This window comes from Vibrio crassostreae (assembly GCF_024347415.1).
Classification (GTDB): domain Bacteria; phylum Pseudomonadota; class Gammaproteobacteria; order Enterobacterales; family Vibrionaceae; genus Vibrio; species Vibrio crassostreae.
This window is the reverse complement of record NZ_AP025476.1, coordinates 2416295-2433865: the sequence shown is the minus strand read 5'-3', so window position 1 is coordinate 2433865 and position 17571 is coordinate 2416295. Positions and strand designations below refer to the sequence as shown.

The window sequence follows — 17571 nt, the reverse complement described above, 5'->3', positions numbered from 1 at the left end:
AAATAGCTGAGCGCTAAGAGCAAATTATATGAAAGTAAATAGGCACTTTAGCCTTACCTTTATCTTCGGGTTTCCCGCGGTGATCGCGACGATGCTGCTTGGCCTAATCGGAAAGAACCATTTTGATTCGGTTAAAAAAGACATCGACAGCGAGTTCCACCGTATCGAAGAGGTGTTCAAAAGAACCACAAAAGTGGTGACTGCTCTAGATTACAGCTTCTCCAACTACTACAAATCCGGAAACCCTCTCTTTCTCGATCACAACAAACAAGTTGTGGATGGGCTTTGCCAAATCTGGCCTATTGATGTGTTACTCCTAGCGGATGGTAAAACCTCAGACATTCCTTCTGTCGATATCGACTATATGCTGGTCGGCCAAGAATCCCTTTGTTCCGAAACCAGTGACAGCTACAAGAGCGCTTCAGAAAAGATAGCTCTAGCTCCTATTCTTTCGTTTTTATCTCAGCTTGATGAATACCACGACGGCGTGCATTTTATTGATACGAGTGGCTATGTGATCTCTTCGCCGGAAGATTTTGCCAAAGGGCTGAGTAAAGAGCTGCTCTCGACTATAAAGAGTCGCCCTTACTGGCAGAAAACCGCCAACAACCCTGACAAACTCACGCTCTCTGGCCCTGGCTATCGTTTTGATTCCCTTGACCGCATGATCAGTATGACCATCCCTGTGTTCCATAAAGGCGTTCACCAAGGGATGCTGTCGGTGGATATTAATGCTGGTAGGTTGCTTGAGAACTCTAATGAGCATCTGGCTGGTCGGATAGATATTATCGATACCACTCGCTCTGCGCCGATTGATAGTGCGGCTTTCTATCATGAGATTAACCTAGAAGGTGTCGCATCCCATCATGCTATGTATTACGAGTTGGATATTGCCAAAGAGATCGAACACTTTTTCGTGTATGAGAAAGACAGCCTTATCGTTGCTATCATTGTCTATCTTTTCTCTGTCACGATCTTTTTCTATGTCAATTCGACGATTGAACGTGGTTACTTCAAAGATCTCGCGGCCAAAGACCCAATGACAGGTTTATTGAATCGTCGCGGCTTAGAAGCATTCTGGCGCAGCGTAGAGCACGATCAATTGTTTGCCTTAACTGTATTTGATATCGATGATTTTAAGTCAATTAACGACACCTACGGCCACGACAAGGGTGATGATGTGATTCGTTATATGTCACGTCAGATAGGTAACAGTGTACGAAGCAGTGACGTAGCAGCACGATTTGGCGGTGAAGAGTTTGTCGTTTATATGAGAGGCGAAGATCGTGAAACTTTGATGAGAACTTTAGAGCGGGTGAAGAATGCGATTTGTTCCACTTCAGCCGACATTATTCCAAATGGATTTACGGTATCTGGCGGTGTCTGCATTGTTGAAACTGAGCAAAGTAAGCTTAACTTCGATGAGATATTTAAGTACGCCGATGAAAAGCTGTACGTGGCTAAGACGACGGGTAAAGATCGTCTCGAATTTTAGCCACGTTGTTAAATCATTAAGTGCTTCGTCTTAAACAGGTTGACGGCGTTCTTCTTGATAACGTTGAAGACGTTCTACAATCGGCGGCGCCTTCTTGAAAGTGCGAATTTCTTTAAATAGTTCGTTCGCTTCAGGGTAGCCTTTACTTAAATAAACAAACCACTGCTTCACTCTATTGGGGTAGTACATACCTTTGTCCCCTTTAATTTGAAACTCTGAATAGCGCAGCAAAAGTTCAATGACTTTATCCCACGGCATTTTCTGGTGGTTGTGCTTAACGACGTTACCAAGGTTTGGAATATTGAAAGCACCACGGCAGACCATCAATGAATCGACGCCTGTTGCTTCTATGCAATCTTGACCATCTTGATAGTTCCAGATTTCCCCGTTAGCAATCAATGGCAGAGATGTTTTCTCTCTTATTTTATTGATGTAATCCCATTTAATTTCGCTGGCTTTATAACCGCCAACTTTGGTTCTTGCGTGCACGGTGAGTTCGTCAGCTTTAGCTTGTTCGATGGCGTCGACAATTTCAAAGCACTCTTCCGGATGCTCCCAACCTAATCGGATCTTTGCGGATACAGGAATGTGTGCAGGTACCGCTTCTCGACAAGATTTCACCACTTGATAGATGAGTTCTGGTTCTTTTAGCAATGAAGCGCCACCATTACTTTTGTTTACCGCCTTTGCTGGGCAACCAAAATTAAGATCGATGCCTTTAGCGCCTAAGCTAGCAGCTTGAAAAGCATTCTCGGCCATCCAATTTGGGTGTTGACCTAGAAGTTGAAGATGGATTGGCACACCAGCCATGGTCTGAGAACCTTGGTGCAGCTCTGGGCAAATACGGTGGAACACATGCGGAGGAAGAAGTTGATCCACGACGCGCACAAACTCTGTCACACAGAGATCGTAATCATTTATCTCTGTGAGAATTTCACGCATTAGGTGGTCTAGAACGCCCTCCATAGGGCCAAGTATTACGCGCATGTTGCTTTACCTAAACTGAGTGAACCGAAAAAATCGAGGCGTGATTGTACGGTTTGCTTACAGGATTGTCACTATGAGTGTGGTGTGTCTACCTTAATGATGGTTTCGTCTCTTAATAGCGACATCTTGGAGAGTATGGCGTTATAATATCGAAAATGCCCAAATATCCAGAGCTTTCATGACATACCAATTATTAAGCCTACCAGAATCTATTTCAGACATTACGCCGCAGTTTATTGAAGGTGCAATCCTTGCGTCTAACTTAGCGACCAAGCCACTCGATCCTGAAGAATGGATTGCTATCGTAGCACCTGAAGCGGGCAAAGAGCTTGTAACATTAGTGACGGAACAGATTAACCGCCAGCACAATCTGATTCAGCGTAGTGAATACTTACTGACTGATGTGTTTGCAGAAGGCGACTTCAATGAGCAGTTCGCAGATTTTGCGGAAGGTTTTATGATGGTTTGGCCGACAGTGGAAGAGCAGTGGCAAAGCATTACGGTTGCGGACGGCACTCTGCGCATGCTGCAAGCTCTGCTGACTACATTAATGCTCGCGATTGATGAAGAGCAAACTCAACAACAAATGGTTGCGGCTGGGCTTCAAAACCCACCATCGCTTGCTGATTTAGTGGGCCAGGTCGATCTGATGATCTCAGAAGTGGCAATGGCAGCGGATGAAGCTATGTTGGGCAATAAGTCCCAGAGCGTGAACCCGTTTAAAGATATTGGTCGAAACGACCTTTGTCCTTGTGAAAGCGGCAAGAAGTTTAAACAATGCTGTGGTAAAAACAGCTAATCACGGCTTGTTGAGTAACAGACTTCCTTTAAGTGATAAAGAGTTTAAGTAATAAAAAGTCGACCTTTGGGTCGACTTTTTTGTTTCTGAAGATGATGAGCTAATTGTTAGTCATTTTTTGATTTAACGAATTGAGAAAGCGCTACAAAACCGAAAGCAACTAAGTTACCCGCGAAGATAATCACAAGCCATTGTGGCATCGAAAGTTCTAAGAACTGCCACACAACCTTGCTACAGTCGCCGTAAGCTTCAAACATCCACGGAGCCCATTGGTTTAAAGGTGCCCAACTTGGGAAGGTCACGAACAGGTCACAAGTAGCAAAAGGAGACGGATTAAACTGGTAGTCAACGTGCTCTAAAGCCAGCGTCAAACCTTTGTATGCGCCAAATCCCCAGCCAGCAAGACCTAACCAACGTGATATTGGGTTATTCGGGGAAATAGCACCAATCATGGCTGCAACACCGATAGCAAGCATCGCAACGCGCTCATAGATGCACATTACGCAAGGGCCAAGCATCATCACGTGTTGAAAGAAGAGAGCACATGCCTCAAAAAAGACAATAAAAGCCAGCAGTAAAAGCCAAGATAAACGTCCCTTAGAGAAGTCTTTGATCATTGCTAAAAAGTTCACGAATTTAATCCCGTCTATAAAATAAAAAAGCCCTGATTACTCAGAGCTTTTTATCTTGGATAAGTTTCCTAATCAACTAATATTTTTGATTAGTTAGTTATAGTTATTTTGGTTTGCGACACAGTGTTTAGCTTAGTGACCACCAGAGATAACTGGAGCAACGACTTCACCAGTGCGTTGAATGATCCAACCTGCGTCGTAGAACCATGCTGTCATTGGCTCTACGAAGAACACGATACCTGCAAGGCCAACCAGTGCTAATACGATGGTGTATGGCAGTGCCATGATAACCATGCGGCCGTAAGACAGTCGAATTAACGGAGCAAGTGCTGATGTTAATAGGAATAGGAATGCAGCCTGGCCGTTTGGCGTAGCAACAGAAGGTAGGTTAGTACCTGTGTTGATAGCAACAGCAAGTAGGTCGAACTGGTCACGAGTGATGATGCCTTCTACTAATGCAGTTTTCACTTCGTTGATGTAAACCGTACCGACGAATACGTTATCTGAAACCATCGATAGAATACCGTTGGCAACATAGAAGAGAGCGAGTTGTGCACCTTTATCTTCAACGTGAAGTACTGCATCGATTACTGGCTTAAATAAAGCTTGGTCGATGATTACAGCAACAACCGCGAAGAAAACGGCAAGAAGTGCAGTAAATGGCAGAGCTTCTTCAAAGGCTTTACCCATAGAGTGCTCTTCTATAACACCTGTAAATGCAGTTGCTAAGATGATTACAGAAAGACCAATTAAACCTACTTCAGCAACGTGAAGTGCAAGGCCAACAATCAGCCAAACTGCGATTGCACTTTGAACCCATAGCTTTGCTACGTCTTGCTTTGTACGGTTTGCACGTTCTTTGTTGTCAAATTCAACCAAGATTTGGCGAACATTCGTTGGTAGCTCTGCGCCGTAACCAAACACTTTGAATTTCTCTACAAGTGCACAAGTTAGAATGCCGCAGAAGAAAACAGGCAGTGTTACTGGCAGCATACGGATGATAAATTCACCGAACTCCCAACCCGCTTGCTTAGCAATTACCAAGTTTTGTGGTTCACCTACCATGGTCATTACACCACCCAGTGCAGTACCAACACCGGCATGCATAAGCAGTGAACGTAGGAAAGCACGGTAGTTTTCTAGGTCATCACGAGTTAGCTCAGAGATCTCTTCATCATGAGTATGATCGTGTGCAGACGTCGTGCCCTTGCCCGATGCAACCTTGTGGTAGATAGAGTAGAAGCCTACCGCAACGCTAATAACTACAGCGATTACTGTCAGCGCATCTAGGAAGGCAGACAAAAACGCTGCAGCGACACAGAAAGCGACAGAGAGTAAGATTTTTGATTGGATGCCGAGCAGGATCTTCGTGAAAATGAACAGAAGTAGTTCTTTCATGAAGTAGATACCAGCAACCATGAATACAAGTAAGAGTAATACTGGAAGGTTTGCTTGTAGCTCGTGATAAACCATTTCTGGTTTGGTCATGCCAATGGCGACGGCTTGAATTGCCAATAAGCCACCCGGTTGAAGAGGGTAGCACTTTAGAGCCATAGCTAGAGTGAAAATAAACTCAACCACCAACAGCCAGCCCGCAACAAATGGGTCAACTAGGAAGAAAACAAACGGGTTGATGATTAAAAAGGAAATGATGGCAAGTTTATACCAATCAGGAGCTTTACCAAGGAAGTTCTTGATAAAAGCGTTTCCGAGAGACATCGGCATGTTAATACTCTTTTATGTTGATTATGAATAGACAAGCAATACAACATTTTGAGAATCGAGCTATAGAAATTGTTAAAAACTATAACTAACAGTGACTTAGAAAAACTACATTCCATGTAATGTTCTGTGGTCTTGCCAAGTCACTCCCTTAGAAACTCAAGCACTGCTTATTTTTGAGCGCAACTCTACTCTTAGATAACATTTAGTCAACAGGAAAAGCCCTGTAGCACTAAAAATACCTCTTTTTTGTTGAGAAACGCGATCAAAGTAGCGCAAGCATACCACTTAAAATGTGATAAAAACCGACTAGAATCAATATTTCAGCGAAATGATTGAAATTTACAGAATAACGACGGTTTATATATGATTATTACAACTTAATATTGCAAATTAATAACTTTGAAAATATGACCAATCTCATTGATTTAAAAGAAAATTTATTGTGTTAATGGTTTGTTGAAATGGTGATTTATAGTCGCTTGCTTTCCAAACCTAGGGTGCAAACGTGTGCTGAACTTTAGAGTTTTAACTCTACTGCTATTTTGAATGAGTAAAATTTTTGCGGGTGTTTCCGCTAGGTGTGAACTAGTGGTATGATGAGTAAATTAGAACAGAATAATTAAATTGGATTGAAGTGTAGATGGTCATTAAGGCGAAGAGCCCGGCAGGATTTGCAGAAAAGTATATCATTGAAAGTATTTGGAATGGCCGTTTCCCTCCAGGTTCTATCTTGCCCGCAGAGCGTGAGCTTTCTGAGCTGATTGGTGTTACACGTACTACGCTTCGTGAAGTACTACAACGTCTTGCTCGTGATGGTTGGTTGACAATCCAGCACGGCAAACCCACTAAAGTTAACCAGTTTATGGAAACCTCAGGTCTTCATATCCTTGATACGCTAATGACGTTGGACGTTGATAACGCAAGCAAAATGGTAGAAGACCTACTTGCTGCCCGTACTAATATCAGCCCGATCTTTATGCGTTATGCATTTAAAGCAAATAAAGAAGCTTCAGAGCGTACTATCAGTAACGTGATTGAATCTTGTGAAGCGCTACTTGCGGCACCGACTTGGGATGAGTTTTTAGAATCGTCGCCATACGCTGACAAGATCAAACAAGCGGTAAAAGAAGATTCAGAAAAAGATGAAGCGAAACGTCAGACGATCTTAATCGCGAAGACTTTCAACTTCTATGATTATATGCTTTTCCAACGTTTGGCATTCCACTCAGGCAACCAGATTTACGGCCTAATCTTTAACGGTGTGCGTAAACTGTATGACCGTATCGGTAGCTACTACTTCTCTAACCCAGAAGCACGACGTTTAGCGATGGACTTTTATAAAGAGTTGTTCATTATCTGTGAAAGTGGTGAGCGCGAAACTTTGCCATTAGTGATTCGTAACTACGGTATCGCAAGTGCACAAGTTTGGAATGAAATGAAAACGACATTGCCAACGAACTTCACTGAAGACGACAGCTAACCTATAGGTTTACTATTGTTGCTCCTGTTTAGTCAGTGACGTAAAGAAAACGAAAAAGCGGCGAGATAATTCAATTATCTCGCCGCTTTTTATTTATCTGTCGTTGCTAGAAAATTACCCGTGGGGCATTAATTTACCTACGAGTAGTTACTTACCTATGACGAGTAATTTATCTATGAGTAGCGACTTAACCGGCAAACTCTTCTGAGTCTGGACGGTTGGTAAATTGCACACCGTTTAGAAAATCGCAAAGTAGTTGGTCTTCACACACTTTGTAGTTTTTGTTTTCTGGCTTGCGGAAGTAAGCGCCGATTTCGTACTTGCTCAAGCTAATGCCAACCACTTCTAGTACGTCCAAAACATCTTCTGCTTTCATGTTTAATGCGATGCGAAGCTTCATGAAGATCATGTTGTTCGTCAGTGCAACTTCAGGTTTAGGTTGCTCGCCTTCTTTTTTGCCACGCTTAAGGTTGATGAAACCATTTAGGAATACCGCTAACTCTTTGTCTTTCATCTTAGAGCATGACTTGTCGTTGTCGTCTTTTAGCCAGTTAATCACTTGGTCATGAGCAACGGTCACATCAGCTTGTTCGATAGCTTTGATGATTTGTGCATTTTTAAGGTTTAGTGCGTGTTGAATACGACGCAAGATTTCGTTGTTAGTCACTGGGGATTCCTAAAAAGGGTTTTAGAGTAAAGAGGTGTTGGTTAGTCCATTATCGTCGACAAGCCAATTTCTACTCTACATAGCATAGTTGACGGCGACTCTAACAGAGAACGCTAATTTTCGGTAGATATAAAAAATCCCCAATGCTTATTAACTCTTTCAAGTTATAAGTGCATTAGGGATTTAGTGATGAGTGCTTGTTATCTGACTGAAATCAGAATTACATTACACGCATACCAGGTTGTGCACCTTCGTGTGGCTCAAGGATCCATAGGTCGCTGCCGCCAGGGCCCGCGGCTAGGATCATGCCTTCAGACATACCAAACTTCATCTTACGAGGTTTTAGGTTTGCTACCATTACAGTTAGCTTACCTTCTAGCTCTTCAGGTTTGTATGCTGATTTGATACCAGAGAATACTTGGCGAGTCTCACCACCGATGTCCAGTTGGAACTTCAGTAGTTTGTTCGCTTTTGGTACTTCTTCACAAGAGATGATACGAGCAATACGCATGTCTACTGCAGCAAAGGCATCGAACTCAATCTCGTCTGCGATTGGCTCTTTGTCTAACTCAGTTTGGCTTACTTGCTCTTTTTCAGCTTCTGCTTTTTCTTTCGCTGCTGCTTCAGCGGCTGCATCTTCTTTAGAAGACTCAACCATTGCTTCCACTTTCTTAGGATCAATACGGCTGAATAGCGCTTTGAACTTAGTGATCTCGTGATCAGTTAGCGGAGTAGCAATCGCTTCCCACGTTAGCTCTTCGTTTAGGAAAGCTTCAGTGCGAGCCGCAAGCTCAGGCATCACAGGTTTCAGGTAAGCCATTAGTACGCGGAATAGGTTGATACCAACAGAAGAAACTTCTTGAAGCTCTTTCTCTTTACCTTCTTCTTTTGCAAGAACCCAAGGTGCTTTCTCATCGATGTACTGGTTAGCTTTGTCTGCTAGTGCAGTAATTTCACGGATAGCGCGGCTGAACTCACGAGTTTCGTATAGCTCACCGATACGCTCAGCAGCAGCAACGAATTCGTTGTAAAGTTCTGGTTCGGCAAATTCAGCAGAAAGCTTGCCTTCAAAACGCTTAGTGATGAAGCCAGCGTTACGCGAAGCTAGGTTAACAATCTTGTTTACTACGTCAGCGTTTACACGTTGAGTGAAGTCTTCAAGGTTAAGGTCTAAATCATCGATACGGCTGTTTAGCTTAGCTGCGTAGTAGTAACGTAGACACTCTGGGTCTAGGTGGTTTAGGTACGTGCTTGCTTTGATGAATGTACCTTTTGACTTAGACATTTTCGCGCCGTTTACAGTCACGTAACCGTGTACGAATACGTTGTTTGGCTTGCGGAAACCTGCGCCGTCTAGCATTGCTGGCCAGAATAGGCTGTGGAAGTAAACGATGTCTTTACCGATGAAGTGGTAAAGCTCAGTTGTGCTGTCTTTCTTCCAGTATTCGTCGAAGTTTAGATCGTCACGCTTGTCACATAGGTTCTTGAAAGAAGCCATGTAGCCAACAGGTGCGTCTAGCCATACGTAGAAGAACTTGTCTTTTTCGCCTGGGATTTCAAAGCCAAAGTAAGGTGCATCACGTGAGATATCCCACTGTTGCAGGCCAGACTCAAACCATTCCTGCATTTTGTTTGCAGTTTCATTCTGTAGAGAGCCAGAACGAGTCCACTCTTTCAGCATGCTTTCGAACTGAGGTAGGTCGAAGAAGAAGTGCTCAGAGTCTTTCATTACTGGAGTTGCGCCAGAAACCGCCGATTTAGGGTTAATCAGTTCAGTTGGGCTGTATGTCTCACCACAGTTATCACAGTTATCACCATACTGGTCTTCTGACTTACACTTGGGGCAAGTACCTTTTACGAAGCGGTCTGGTAGGAACATCTCTTTCTCAGGGTCGAAAAGCTGAGAAATAGTACGGCTAGAAATGAAGCCGTTTTTTTTAAGTTCTAGGTAGATGTGAGAAGCCAGTTCACGGTTCTCTTCGCTGTGTGTGCTGTGGTAGTTATCAAAGCTGATATCAAAGCCAGCGAAGTCTTTTTGGTGCTCTTCACTAACAGCAGCGATCATCTCTTCTGGCGTGATACCCATCTGTTGAGCTTTAAGCATAATTGGCGTGCCGTGAGCATCGTCAGCACAGATGAAGTTTACAGTGTTGCCACGTAGACGCTGGTATCGAACCCAGATATCAGCTTGGATATGCTCAAGCATATGGCCAAGGTGAATAGAGCCGTTAGCGTACGGAAGCGCACAAGTTACCAAAAGTTGTCTTGGATCAGTTGCCATACTTAATAATTCGCTTTTTTGATAGGTATAAATTTTGAGAGGTAATACTACTTTATAACGTGTGATACGCCAAGGTATCAGACAAAGGATTCCCCTAGTTTTTTAGGGGTTCAGTCTTCATCTCGTGGGTGATAGCATAAATAAAAAAAGGAGCCTCAATGCGTAACTTTACTTCTAAGCAAGATTTCTGTTCATGGTTGAATGAGTTCGAGTCACCAATCCTCATACCAGAGTGGGCGCTACACCAAAATATTGTATCGGTTGATCCGCGTGGATCATTTGTTATTACCTTGCCTTTTGCTGCCAATCAGCTTGCTGTTGATCTTGAAGATTGGATTAATGCCCAGATTGAGCAAAAGCTTGTGAGTGCTTTCCAATTTGAAGTGAAGGTGAAGCCATCTGCGTTAGAAACAACCGTCGCGACACCTTTGAAGGGCGTTAAGAACATTATCGCCGTGACGTCGGCAAAGGGTGGGGTAGGTAAATCCACAACTTCTGTAAACCTTGCGCTTGCTTTATCTAAGTCTGGTTCAAAAGTGGGCTTATTGGATGCAGATATCTATGGTCCATCAGTACCTATGATGCTCGGCCAATTAGACGCAAAACCAGAAGTACAGAACAATAAATGGATGATGCCAATCGAGGCTCATGGCATTTTCACTCACTCTATTGGCTATCTTGTGTCGAAAGACGATGCGGCAATCTGGCGTGGCCCTATGGCAGCGAAGGCTTTGGGGCAGCTAGTTAATGAAACTGTATGGCCAGAGTTGGATTACCTTGTTATCGACATGCCACCGGGCACCGGTGATATTCAGCTGACATTGTCGCAACAGATCCCAGTGACGGGCGCAGTAGTGGTGACCACCCCTCAAGATTTGGCATTAGCGGATGCGCGTAAAGGCGTAGCGATGTTTGATAAGGTGAGTGTGCCAGTCGCAGGCTTAGTTGAAAACATGAGCTATCATATTTGTAGTCACTGTGGTGAGAAAGAGCATATCTTTGGTGCTGGTGGTGCAGAAGCGATGTCAGAAGAGTTTTACCTCGATATCTTGGCCCAAATCCCTCTTCATATTGACGTGCGAGAAGATATCGATGCTGGTTGCCCGACGGTGATTCGTCGTCCTGATAGTGAACATACACGTCACTACCTAGAGCTCGCAGAAAATGTGGCTGCGAAAATGTTCTGGACAGGGAAAGCAAGGCCAGAAGCGATTAACTTCTCTATGGTTGAATAGCGCAAGTTAATTACTGGGTCGTTTAAATACAGTTTGGATTAGATAAACAACGGTTGGATTGGGCAGATAGCCATTGGGCTTGTGCAAATAGTTGTAGGCAAGTTATTTGAAAGCAAACGATTGTTTTAAGTAAATGTATTGAGATCATCAATTTGACTGCAATTAGCTAAAATCGCGACTAGAATCTATGTGCTTTAGCCCCTATAATCAGGCGGTTTATCTCTTCCCACCACCAAACCATATCGGGTGCAAAATTAATGTCTGATAATAATCAATGTGTCATCGTAGGTATCGCTGGCGCTTCAGCTTCAGGAAAAAGTCTGATTGCTAGTACAATTTATAATGAATTGCGCGAAAAAGTAGGCGACCATCAAATTGGTGTTATCACGGAAGATTGCTATTACAGCGACCAAAGCCACTTGAGTATGGAAGAGCGTGTTAAAACTAACTACGATCACCCAAATGCACTAGATCATGATCTTTTATGTGAACATCTACAGCAGCTAATGAGTGGCAACGCCGTAGAAGTTCCTGAATACAGCTACACAGAGCACACACGTACTTCTGAAACGACTACACTTACTCCAAAGAAAGTGATCATTTTAGAGGGTATTCTGCTTCTAACAGACCCGCGTCTTCGTAAACTAATGCACGCAAGTGTGTTTATGGATACACCATTAGACATCTGTCTACTACGTCGTGTTAAGCGTGATGTAGAAGAGCGTGGTCGTACAATGGACACTGTACTTAAGCAATACCAAGAAACAGTACGTCCAATGTTCATGCAGTTTATCGAGCCTTCAAAACAACATGCAGACATCATCGTTCCTCGTGGTGGTAAAAACCGTATTGCGATTGATGTACTAAAAGCGCACATTGCGAAGTTGTTGAAGTCTTAATCGAATAAAATTTTGCCTAAGTGACTCACTTAGCTTTATTTTTTACCGAATCAGTGGCACTTTTATAGTGCCACTTTCTTTTGGAATCTAAGCAAGGAATATGCGGATGAAGAAACTACTCATTTTCATAGCTGTACCAGTGTTTGTTGTCGTTGCAGCAATTCTGGCACTAGTGCTGTTAGTGAATCCCAATCAATTTAAGCCATTAATTGTCGAACAAGCTCAAAAACACACAGGCCTAGAGCTTGTGATTGAAGGGGATATCAGCTGGCAATTCTTCCCATCTATTGGCTTCGAACTTGGTCAAACTGAATTACGTAACCCTGAAGGGTTCACCCAACCAAACCTATTTAAGGTTGATACCGTTGGCGTTGATGTTTCGGTTACTCCGCTATTTAGCAACCAACTAGAGATAGGCAACATTACTCTAGATGGTGCAGAATTTTACTTAGAAACGCTTAAAGATGGTCGTAAGAACATTGATGCGCTAACGCAAGCGTCAGCGCCTCAAGAGTCTGAGCCTGTCGCTGGCGCAAGTTCTGAATCAACACCTGCACCTCAAGAGCAAAGTGCTACAGACGCATCTGCTTGGACGATCAACCTTGCAGGTGTAACTGTCTCAAACGCATTGTTTGAAATGGACGACAAGCAAGCGGGTTCATTCACTAAGCTATACGATGTGTCTTTGAACCTTTCTGAGTTTGCCGTTGATACATGGACAACCGCGACATTTGCGGCTTCTGGTGAAAACAACCAACAGAAGTTCTCAGCGGAGGGCAGTGCCGAATTCAAATTAGCTGAAGGCTTTGCAAGTTACGCACTTCGTAACATTGATTTAAACGCTAAGTTCAATGATCCAGCGACGTCGATTGAGTCAGCAAAAATTGGCTTGAATGCGTTTGAGTTCGATAAGGTCAACCAACTGACTTACGCTGTAATCGGTAATGCAGCGGGTCTTGACCTTGATCTTAAAGGTGGCGGTGAACTTACGGTTGATAGCGCGATCTCAAAAGTAACGTTGAACAAATTGACGTTAGACTCAACATTCAAAGGCGACACGCTTCCTCAGTCTCCAATGAAAGTCGACATGCTGTCTGACTTAAGCTTTGATCTTAACAAGAGCCACCTGAGCTTTGTGTTAGAGAAGCTACAAGCTAACGCTATTGCATTAGACGGTAAAGCAGACGTAACCCTATCTGAAATACCAAAGGTGCGTTTCTCTCTTCATAGTCCGAACATCGACCTTGATGAGTTCTTAGGCTTAGGTAATACAACAGAAACGGCGAGCACGGCTCCCTCTGAGTCTGCTGGTGGTTCAACGTCAAACTCAGGCAGCTCTGCACCTGCGAAAGAAGTAGAACCTGATCTGTCGGCACTGAAAACATTAGATGTGAAAGGTGACATCACGATTGATAAGTTTAAGGCGAACAATGCGAAAATGCAGAATGTTAAAACAGCATTCTCGGTTAACCGTGGTATCGCAGAGCTTACCTCATTCACATCGAACCTTTACCAAGGCTCTATTTCTGCGACAGCTAAGTTAGACGCACGTAAAACACCAGCGACTTACACAGCTAAGAAGAAAATCAAAGGTGTGAAAGTTCAGCCGTTACTGGTTGATGTTGCAGATAACGATATGCTGGAAGGTACCGGTAATATCGATGTCAACGTGAAAGGTAAGAGTCTGACTCCGACGGGTATCAAGAAAAACCTAGTCGGTACTATCGCGATTAACTTTGAAGATGGTGCAGTTAACGGCATCAACGTAGCTCAACTGATTCGTGAGAATTACGCGAAGATCAAAGGCGAAAAAGTTGAAAGCACAAATGAAGCTCAAAAAACGGACTTCAGTGCAATGAAAGCGACGCTGAAGGTCAACAAAGGTTGGGTTTCAACAAATGACTTATCAGCACAGTCGCCACTGTTACGCGTGACAGGTCAAGGTAAAGCAAACTTCATCAATGAGACGGTCGACTTCCTTGTACGTACATCAATTGTGGGTTCACTTGAAGGTCAGGGCGGTAAGAGCATTGACGACCTGAAAGATGTGACCATCCCAATTAAGGTAACTGGCCAGTGGGCTGACCCGAAATTCGCACTTGTTTTTGATGATGTGTTGAAACAGAAAGCACAGAAAGAAATTGACCGTGGTGTGAACAAGCTAACGGACAAGATCAAAGACGAGAAAACTAAAGAAGCCGTCGATGGTTTATTGAAAGGTTTCTTTAACTAAACGTTTCTAACTCGTATATAAAAAAAGCGCCATTCCTGTTGTAGGAATGGCGCTTTTTTTGGATGCTTATAATACTTTCGAGAGATTCCCTATGACACTCGACCCTCGTTCTAGGGAATGACGACAGGTACTCGTCTTTTGTTTAAGAGCGTGCCAGTCTAGTGGTCGTCATCCTCGAGAGGGAAGAGTGGCCGAGTCGGGGATCTCTGGTTGAATGTGATTACCAGTCAACGCCTTGAAGCGCTTTAACACCAGATTCGAATGCGTGCTTCACATTACGAACTTCAGACACGGTATCGGCCATGTCCGTTAAAGTGCGGTGCGCTCCACGGCCAGTAATGATTACTGATTGCATTTTCGGACGGTTGTTTAGAGCTTGTACCACTTCATCCAGTTCAATGTAGCCATAACTCACCATGTAAGTCAGCTCATCAAACAGAATTACATCAATCGACTCATCGGCTAGCATGCGCTGACACTCTTTCCACACGCGCTGTGCGGCTTCGATATCTTGAGCCTTGTTTTGAGTTTCCCAAGTAAAGCCGGTACCCATCACTTGGAACTCTACGTCGAGCTTTTGGAGAACGTTCTTTTCGCCGTTATCCCAAGTGCCTTTAACAAACTGAGCGACGGCACACTTTTTACCATGACCGACTGCACGTGTAATCGTACCAAAACCGGATGTTGATTTACCTTTACCGTTACCCGTGATGACCAACAATAGGCCTTTGACTTCTTGGGCAGCAGCCACACGTGCATCGACTTGTTCTTTTACTTTCTGTTGTCTTGCTTTGTGGCGTTGTTCTTTGTTGTCTTCAGTCGACATAACAAATCCTTTTAAGTTGTGATTGCGCCTATCATAGCCTAACTTAACGATAGCAAAAACCATCGGAAGAACAGGTGATTAGGGATGAAAAAGATACTCGTAGTTTGTATGGGGAATATTTGCCGTTCGCCAACAGGTGAAGCGGTGCTAAGGAAGAAAGCGCAACAGCTGGATATTGACGTTGTGGTCGACTCTGCGGGGACGATTGGTTTTCATCAAGGTAACCCGCCAGACTCGCGTTCGAAATCTGCAGGAGAGAAGCGAGGCTATAGCTTTAAGGGGATTACTTCTCGTAAAGTGGTTGGTAATGACTTCGAAGAATTCGACCTGATACTCGCGGCAGATAGGGCGAATTTAGACGACTTAATGAGCCAGTGCCCCGCCCACCTCCAATACAAGCTAGCGTTATTTTTAAGCTTTGGAGAGTCACAATATCAAGAGATCCCCGATCCATATTATGGTGAGGGAAATGGTTTTGAATTGGTGTTGGACTTAATCGAAGAGTCTAGCGAAGCGATATTACGTTCAGTGTAGTGTGGAAACAATGTACGTCGTTGGGTTATAAGTCTAAGGGCTGAGCGACAGGTATAAAAAAGGCCGACATTGAATGTCGGCCTTTCTAAATCTAACTTAAAGCTACAGCTAAGATTACTTAGACATTACTTTGTAGATTGGGTCTTCTGCAACGTTCGCTTCAACTAAGCTACCTGCTTTGTGCAGCATAGCAACACAGTCTTGGCTTAGGTGGCGAAGGTGAAGTGTTTTACCTAATGCCGCGTAACGTTCAGCAATCGTATCGATCGCTTCAATTGCAGAGTGGTCGGTAACGCGTGAGTTTGCGAAATCAACGACCACATCTTGTGGATCGTTGTATGCGTCAAACAACTCTAGGAAGTTAGCCGTTGAACCAAAGAAGATTGGACCGTTAACTTTGTACTCTTTAGAGCCTTCAGCGTTTACAGACGTGTCGGCGTAGATGTGTTTAGCATGTTGCCAAGCAAACATCAGCGCTGAAGCTACAACACCAACGCCCACTGCTACAGCAAGATCAGTCAGTACTGTTACTACGGTAACAAGAACGATAACGAAGAAGTCTTGCTTAGGAACGCGACGTGCAAGCTTGAAGGTTGCCCACTCAAATGTACCGATAACAACCATGAACATTACGCCCACAAGTGCTGCTAGAGGAATCATTTCAATCAGTGCAGAACCGAACAGGATGAACATCAGTAGTGCAACTGCCGCTACAATACCTGAAAGGCGACCACGACCGCCTGAGTTTACGTTGATCATCGATTGACCGATCATCGCACAACCACCCATCGCGCCAAATACTGAACACGTTACGTTAGCCATACCTTGACCAACACATTCACGGTTAGATTGACCACGAGTGTTTGTCATTTCATCTAGTACTGTCAGTGTTAGTAGAGACTCAATCAGGCCGATAGCCGCAAGGATAATTGCGTAAGGCAGGATGATCTGTAGTGTCTCTAAAGAAAACGGAACAGCAGGAATTGAGAATGTTGGTAGAGAGCCCGCTAGCGTAGCAGCTTCGTCACCAGACATGGTACGTAGGAAATCGACAACAGTGCGAGTTTCAAGGTCAAGACCCACAACTAAAGCCGTTACTGTAACAATAGCAACCAATGAAGATGGTACTGCTGTTGTTAGCTTAGGTAGGAAGTGGATGATAGCCATTGTAAGGGCTACTAGACCTAGCATTAATGTCATTTGACCGCTTGGTAACCAAGTCAACGCACCTGTTACGTCTGGCGCTTTAAACTGACCAAGCTGAGCTAGGAAGATTACAATTGCCAAACCGTTCACGAAACCAATCATTACTGGGTGTGGAACGATACGGATAAATTTACCCAACTTGAATACACCCGCCGCAATTTGCAGAAGGCCCGCGAGCATGACTGCTGCGAATAGGTATTGAACGCCATGGGTTGCTACTAGGCTAACCATTACAACGGCCATTGCACCGGTAGCACCAGAAATCATACCTGGACGACCGCCGAAGACAGAAGTGATTAAACCTACGATGAATGCTGCGTAAAGACCAACCATTGGGTCAACGCCAGCAACAAAGGCGAATGCTACGGCTTCAGGTACCAGAGCTAGGGCTACTGTAAGACCTGAAAGCACGTCATTCTTTACAGAGTGCTTTGAAAATTGTGGGAATTCGAACATGTTTGCTCAGCTATGCTTAAGATGGATTTACCGACACGGGTGTATTGCGTAGCCAAACAGTGATGGAAAAGAGCGGCAATAGCGAAGTGTCGAAAAGATAAGTGCGCGAATGCTAC

At 44.0% G+C, this 17571-nt stretch carries 14 protein-coding genes; 7 read left to right on the top strand and 7 right to left on the bottom strand.

Annotation, left to right across the window (positions count from 1 at the left end):
* Positions 1–28 precede the first annotated feature (28 nt).
* Entirely contained in the window at positions 29–1495 is a 1467-nt protein-coding gene (locus OC193_RS10775; RefSeq protein ID WP_048662072.1) for a GGDEF domain-containing protein, read from the top strand.
* Between the two features lie 30 nt (positions 1496–1525).
* Here OC193_RS10775 and dusC read toward each other — a convergent pair whose 3' ends face one another.
* Positions 1526–2482, bottom strand: coding sequence for a tRNA dihydrouridine(16) synthase DusC (gene dusC / locus OC193_RS10770; RefSeq protein WP_048662073.1), 957 nt, complete (start codon positions 2480–2482; stop codon positions 1526–1528).
* Between the two features lie 178 nt (positions 2483–2660).
* Here dusC and OC193_RS10765 point away from each other — a divergent pair, with 178 nt between their 5' ends.
* A complete protein-coding gene (locus tag OC193_RS10765; RefSeq protein ID WP_048659727.1) occupies positions 2661–3281 on the top strand; it encodes a YecA family protein in 621 nt (206 codons plus the stop codon).
* A 107-nt stretch (positions 3282–3388) separates the two neighbouring features.
* Here the strand turns inward: OC193_RS10765 and dsbB are convergent, their stop codons facing one another.
* Together dsbB and nhaB are read right to left on the bottom strand one after the other, a co-directional pair.
* Positions 3389–3913: a disulfide bond formation protein DsbB gene (gene dsbB, locus OC193_RS10760; protein WP_230682264.1), complete on the bottom strand. Its 525-nt coding sequence runs from the start codon at positions 3911–3913 to the stop codon at positions 3389–3391.
* A gap of 132 nt (positions 3914–4045) precedes the next feature.
* Positions 4046–5638: a Na(+)/H(+) antiporter NhaB gene (gene nhaB / locus OC193_RS10755; protein ID WP_048659726.1), complete on the bottom strand. Its 1593-nt coding sequence runs from the start codon at positions 5636–5638 to the stop codon at positions 4046–4048.
* A gap of 640 nt (positions 5639–6278) precedes the next feature.
* Between nhaB and fadR the strand changes: the two genes are divergently transcribed.
* Positions 6279–7118 (top strand): fatty acid metabolism transcriptional regulator FadR, encoded by an 840-nt coding sequence (gene fadR / locus OC193_RS10750; RefSeq protein ID WP_017062161.1) that lies wholly within the window; start codon positions 6279–6281, stop codon positions 7116–7118.
* Positions 7119–7305: 187 nt separating this feature from the next.
* On the opposite strand, the gene OC193_RS10745 is transcribed toward fadR, so the two are convergent.
* Together OC193_RS10745 and metG are read right to left on the bottom strand one after the other, a co-directional pair.
* A complete protein-coding gene (locus tag OC193_RS10745) occupies positions 7306–7785 on the bottom strand; it encodes a YehS family protein (protein WP_010437231.1) in 480 nt (159 codons plus the stop codon).
* 220 nt (positions 7786–8005) lie between these two features.
* Positions 8006–10066, bottom strand: coding sequence for a methionine--tRNA ligase (gene metG, locus OC193_RS10740; RefSeq protein ID WP_048659725.1), 2061 nt, complete (start codon positions 10064–10066; stop codon positions 8006–8008).
* Positions 10067–10224: 158 nt separating this feature from the next.
* Between metG and apbC the strand changes: the two genes are divergently transcribed.
* The 3 genes from apbC (at position 10225) to OC193_RS10725 (ending at position 14433) form a co-directional block, all read left to right on the top strand.
* Entirely contained in the window at positions 10225–11301 is a 1077-nt protein-coding gene (gene apbC / locus OC193_RS10735; protein ID WP_048659724.1) for an iron-sulfur cluster carrier protein ApbC, read from the top strand.
* A gap of 257 nt (positions 11302–11558) precedes the next feature.
* The gene (gene udk / locus OC193_RS10730; RefSeq protein ID WP_004734002.1) at positions 11559–12200 is read left to right on the top strand and encodes a uridine kinase; all 642 of its coding nucleotides are present in this window, start codon (positions 11559–11561) and stop codon (positions 12198–12200) included.
* Between the two features lie 106 nt (positions 12201–12306).
* Positions 12307–14433: an AsmA family protein gene (locus OC193_RS10725; RefSeq protein ID WP_048662074.1), complete on the top strand. Its 2127-nt coding sequence runs from the start codon at positions 12307–12309 to the stop codon at positions 14431–14433.
* A gap of 220 nt (positions 14434–14653) precedes the next feature.
* Here the strand turns inward: OC193_RS10725 and cobO are convergent, their stop codons facing one another.
* Entirely contained in the window at positions 14654–15259 is a 606-nt protein-coding gene (gene cobO / locus OC193_RS10720; protein ID WP_048659722.1) for a cob(I)yrinic acid a,c-diamide adenosyltransferase, read from the bottom strand.
* Positions 15260–15343: 84 nt separating this feature from the next.
* On the opposite strand from cobO, the gene OC193_RS10715 reads away from it, so the two are divergent.
* Complete coding sequence (locus tag OC193_RS10715; protein WP_048662075.1) at positions 15344–15793, top strand: low molecular weight protein-tyrosine-phosphatase; 450 nt, start codon at positions 15344–15346, stop codon at positions 15791–15793.
* A gap of 114 nt (positions 15794–15907) precedes the next feature.
* On the opposite strand, the gene OC193_RS10710 is transcribed toward OC193_RS10715, so the two are convergent.
* The gene (locus OC193_RS10710; RefSeq protein ID WP_048662076.1) at positions 15908–17455 is read right to left on the bottom strand and encodes a SulP family inorganic anion transporter; all 1548 of its coding nucleotides are present in this window, start codon (positions 17453–17455) and stop codon (positions 15908–15910) included.
* Positions 17456–17571 lie beyond the last annotated feature (116 nt).